The 4,694-nt window shown below is 39.4% G+C and carries 4 protein-coding genes; 3 read left to right on the top strand and 1 reads right to left on the bottom strand.

What is annotated here, in order from left to right:
- Positions 1-527 precede the first annotated feature (527 nt).
- Entirely contained in the window at positions 528-1,937 is a 1,410-nt protein-coding gene (locus CALSC_RS13020; protein ID WP_088241768.1) for an energy transducer TonB, read from the bottom strand.
- 490 nt (positions 1,938-2,427) lie between these two features.
- Between CALSC_RS13020 and CALSC_RS13015 the strand changes: the two genes are divergently transcribed.
- The 3 genes from CALSC_RS13015 to CALSC_RS13005 all read left to right on the top strand — a co-directional run bounded on the left by CALSC_RS13015 (position 2,428) and on the right by CALSC_RS13005 (position 4,574).
- The gene (locus tag CALSC_RS13015) at positions 2,428-3,084 is read left to right on the top strand and encodes a MotA/TolQ/ExbB proton channel family protein (protein WP_088241767.1); all 657 of its coding nucleotides are present in this window, start codon (positions 2,428-2,430) and stop codon (positions 3,082-3,084) included.
- Positions 3,068-3,472, top strand: a complete 405-nt coding sequence (locus tag CALSC_RS13010) for an ExbD/TolR family protein (protein ID WP_088241766.1) — start codon at positions 3,068-3,070, stop codon at positions 3,470-3,472. The genes CALSC_RS13015 and CALSC_RS13010 overlap by 17 nt, the downstream gene beginning before the upstream one ends.
- Before the next feature lie 85 nt (positions 3,473-3,557).
- Positions 3,558-4,574, top strand: coding sequence for a FecCD family ABC transporter permease (locus CALSC_RS13005; protein WP_088241765.1), 1,017 nt, complete (start codon positions 3,558-3,560; stop codon positions 4,572-4,574).
- Positions 4,575-4,694 lie beyond the last annotated feature (120 nt).

Here is a 4,694-nt window from a genome sequence, read left to right as displayed (position 1 = left end):
ATTTTCTCACCAATGCAGCTATCTCCTATAAGCGGGATAATTGGGAAGCAGCAGTGAATTTTCGCAACCTATTTGATGTGCAATATATAGATAGTTCTGAAGGTTTCAGACTATTTGAAAATAGACCAGGTCCAGGTTTTACCGTAATTGGCTCTTTATCTGTCAAATTTTAAGGACTTCAACAGTTTGCCATAGTCTAAGTGCTCCCCCAAAAGTCCGCTCCTGAAGCGGACTTGATACCAAGCTCACATCAATAATTTTGGATTTTAGATTTTAGATTGACTATTTAGGGCTTGCTGTTCGCGGAGCGTGCCATTAGGCATAAAAGTCATGATTGTGGGGGTAGGGAACAGGTAACAGTAAACAGGCAACAGTTTCAGTCTTATTTTTCCCAATTTTTTAGACTCCAAAAAAGTTAGAGATGCAAGATTTTTAAGCTTTATACTCCTATATTCTTGCACCTTTCTCTTCAAACAAATAGCCTGAAAATCTTGCCAGGTAAGATTTTTCAGGCTATTTAGCAGACCCTATTTATTCCCGTTACTAGGTACAGACTTAGAGTTGCGACGTAATATGTTGCGTAGACGATTACCCTTACTAGATGATGACTGTTGCAAAAATCTTCTTCTGCGTCTTCTGGTTGGTTGGCGGTTCGCAGATGTTCTCGAATTGACGGTAAATCTACGTTTTCTACGTATGGGGGTTCTCTTTGTATTTGTCCTCACATTTCTGCGACGCAAGCGACTCCTCAAAGGAGTATTGCGTTGTAATGCCCGTCTTGTGGCTCTATTACGCGATTGATTTGGCGAATTTGTAGATGTGGATCTAAGAATGCGTCTTCTTCTTGGTGCACTCCTTGAAGCCTGATTAGCTCTCTTAATAGAATTCCGCAATCGTGCTCTTCGTCTCGCCTGTTGTTGTTTTTTGACTTTACGGTAACGGCGGGAACCAGAAATTGCATATTCTGTACCAATTCTCACTCCCCTTCTACCACTCTGGGCTGGTTTTAATTTCCATTTCCGAGCTTGTCTGAGATGTGCATTATCTAAACGTCTATTTCCACTAGAACGGACTAATCGCACATTTGTAACATTGCCTTGGTTATCCGTATCTAATGCTACTTCAACCCTTCCTTCAACTCCTCTACTTCTGGCTCTTTCTGGATATTTGACTTTACAATTACGACATGCAGCTCTGCCGTCTCCCGAACTGGGAGAATTTCTAGGAGGATTACTATTACGACTTTCAACCTTAGCCGGTATTTTGGGCTGAGTTTGTCTGACTGCCATTTGACGGCGACGCCGTCGGGAAGTCCCTGTGGTGAGTGTACTTGAGTTATTTCCAGTATTTAGCGTTACAGAAGAATCTCCAGTTGTACCTGTGATACCGCTGTTTCCAGTTCCAGTTTTTGCTGCCTCTTGCTGCCCAACTCTATTGTCACGTATTTGACCTAATAAACTTCTTAATTGACTGTTACTTTGCTGTTTAGACGATTGGATGGGGGAGTTGTTTGCAGCTATGGATGTCTTATTGACAACAGGTTTTTGTGTCCTTACAGTTTTAGTCGGTACTGTTTTATTTACTGTTGCTGATTTGACTTGCTGTTGGGGTTGAATTTTCTGAATCGGTTTAACAGTAGTAACAATTTTCTGTGGCGGATTATCAATGATTTTCTGGGGAATAATGGGTTTATTAGTTTCTATTGACTTCTGCTGAGGAGCTTCTTTGATTTCCGGCTTTTTCTCTGCTTCTAGTTCAATTAAAGTTATTTCTATCGGTTCTTCTTCCAGTTGCGGTGTCTTTAAGAGATTAACAATACCTGAGGCTACGAGGGCGGTGTGCATTACCAGAGAGCCGGTAACACTAAAAGCCAGAAAAGTTTTGAGCGCTTTAACTTCCTTATTTCTTTGCTCAATCGCAATACTGGAAAAGCTCATAAGATACTTTTAGTAGTTTTTGACAATTATTTTTATAGAATAGCAATGGTAGATGCAAATATTCATCAACATTATATTGATTTACCATAAGGTAATTAAACAATAAAACTTTTATTAGATCAAGCTTTCTGGTGACACTAGACCCTGCAGTGATGGATATTGTTGGCGAGTAGTAGGCTTGCCCCTTCACGAGCCTAAAACAAAGGGATTATTCGAATAATTTGGACTTGGTTTTTTCTCACTCTGCTCCCTGCTTCCTATCTACTAAAGAGGCTGATACCTCTGATTCGCCAACAGTCTCATTTATGGATTAGGCTCATTTTTCAATAGATCAAGCAATTAATCATTCTTGACATTAACTCATAATTCACCGTAATATTTATTGAAATTAAATATCAAATAATTGATGTCGAAGCAATTTAAATAATTATACCATGTCTTATTGTGATTTATAATACATATTTTTTAGTTTATATTATAGGGGCAACATATGGGAATAGATAATTTCTTCACAGCAGGTGGATTAGTTATGTGGCCTCTGCTGGGTTTTTCTGTTTTGGCTTTTGCATTGATCGTCGAGCGATCGCGTTTTTGGCTTCGCATTAATCGGCGACAAATTCGAGTTACCCATGAGGCATTGGATTTTTACCGTTTGAATAATGTCGTTAGCGCAATAGACAAGTTGAAAAAGAATATCGACTTACCAATTGCTCGGATATTTCTAGCTGCATTGGAATTAGAGGAACCTAATCCAGAAGAATTTCGATTAGCGCTTGAAAGTGAGTCTCAGGCGGAAATTCCTCAACTCAAACGCTTCCACACCATTTTCGAGACTATTATCAGTCTGTCTCCATTGCTAGGACTATTGGGTACGGTGTTAGGTCTAATTACCTCTTTTGCATCCCTAAATATATCTAATTTCGGTGGGACTCAAACAGTAGGTGTGACATCGGGGATTAGTGAAGCACTTGTGTCAACAGCAACAGGTTTAATCGTTGCTATTTTTACTTTGTTGTTTGCAAATATGTTCCGAGGATTATACAAGCGACAAATGGCTTTAATTCAAGAATATGGTGGACAATTAGAGTTACTTTATCGTCGCCGTTACGAGAGAGGAGGAGATAAGTCTTATGCATCTACAAGATGACCAAGATGTTCCCGCGCAGATTAATATTTTACCGATGATTGATGTTATATTTGCAATTCTGGCATTTTTCATCATGTCAACCCTGTTTTTGACTCGTCAAGAGGGTTTGCCTGTGAATCTACCAAAAGCATCAACATCCCAGCGTTCGCAAGTTCCTACTAAGATTACAGTCACCCTTGATTCAGACGGTCAGGTGAGTGTGAATAAAGAGGCTACGGCTATAGATACCTTGAGTAAGCAAATTCAGGGTTTAATTAAAAAAGACACGGAAGCAGTTGTTATTATTAATGCTGATGAAGGAGTCAATCATGGTCGAGTCATAGCTGTGATGGATCAAGTAAGACAAGTCAAAGGTGCAAAGTTAGCGATCGCAACTCAAAAGCCATAAGAAAAGATTAGGGTTTAGGGAAACCCATAATTTTGGGAACCTATATCCTTATTTTTCCTCGGTCAAATCCGTATGATTAAGGTTCATGGGTAAATCAAGTTCATCATTAGCCCGCTTGCTTCCAGCATCCCTGGGTTTAATCCTCGGATTATTAATTTTAATAATTTGTTTTATTTTTAGCATTTCTCTAGGTGCAGCAAAAATTCCTCTAGAGGATATTTTCAGATCATTTCTGGCTTTTGATGTTTCCAGAGAACATTTAATTATTCGTACCGTCAGATTACCCCGCTCAATTCTTGCAATCCTAGTAGGCGCGTCCATATCAGTTGCAGGTGCATTGATGCAAGGTATAACCCGTAACCCTCTTGCTGGTCCAGGAATTTTGGGAGTGAGTTCCGGTGCAGTTTTTTCTGTGGTTATGGCAATTTTCTTATTTGGTGTATCTACCCCCAGTGTTTATATCTGGTATGCATTTCTGGGTGCAGGTGTAACCACATTTAGCGTTTATTTGCTTGCATCTTGGGGACGGGGTGGAGCTACGCCATTAAATCTTACTATTGCTGGGGCTGCAATTAGCAGTTTATTTGCTTCATTAACTTCAGGAATATTAATCGTCAGCCAGCGCACTTTAGAAGAAATTCGTTTCTGGTTAGCAGGTTCTCTAGCAGGTACAGAGGAAGGCATTATTATTCAAGTTTTACCTTATATTTGTATAGGGATGATATTAGCCTTAGCTATCTCTCGACAAGTGACTATTTTGAGTTTAGGGGAAGATATCGCTAAAGGGTTGGGGCAAAAAACTATAGCTGTGAAACTTGCAGCAGTCATCTGTGTTTTGCTATTAGATGGTAGTGCAGTTGCAGTTGCTGGTGCGATTGGATTTATTGGTTTAATAATTCCCCACATTGTTAGATTCATTGTCGGAGTTGATTATCGTTGGATTATTCCCTATAGTGCATTATTCGGAGCCATATTGCTTCTATTTGCGGATATTTGTGCACGATTGGTCATTCAACCCCAAGAAGTTCCTGTGGGAATTATGACAGCTTTAGTCGGTGCTCCATTCTTTGTTTATTTAGCTAAAACCAGGGTGAAGAAATGAGGAATAATACTATTATTTTCCGCTCCAAGTTTCTACCAATATCATTTCGGCTTCATCGAAGTATACCACCAGTTTTAGTAATTTCTATAATTATTACCTGCATCATCTTTATCGTTAGTA

The sequence above is a fragment of the Calothrix rhizosoleniae SC01 genome (genome assembly GCF_900185595.1).
In the GTDB taxonomy this organism is placed as follows: Bacteria; Cyanobacteriota; Cyanobacteriia; order Cyanobacteriales; family Nostocaceae; genus Calothrix_A; species Calothrix_A rhizosoleniae.
Note: the sequence above shows the minus strand (reverse complement) of the source record. Positions and strands in the feature narration are given on the sequence as shown.

What these genes read in the sequence shown, in the direction of transcription:
- CALSC_RS13015 (WP_088241767.1), top strand. Translation starts at nt 2,428, where the DNA reads ATGGGAATAGATAATTTCTTCACAGCAGGTGGATTAGTTATGTGGCCT.
- CALSC_RS13020 (WP_088241768.1), bottom strand. Translation starts at nt 1,937, where the DNA reads ATGAGCTTTTCCAGTATTGCGATTGAGCAAAGAAATAAGGAAGTTAAA.
- CALSC_RS13010 (WP_088241766.1), top strand. Translation starts at nt 3,068, where the DNA reads ATGCATCTACAAGATGACCAAGATGTTCCCGCGCAGATTAATATTTTA.
- CALSC_RS13005 (WP_088241765.1), top strand. Translation starts at nt 3,558, where the DNA reads ATGGGTAAATCAAGTTCATCATTAGCCCGCTTGCTTCCAGCATCCCTG.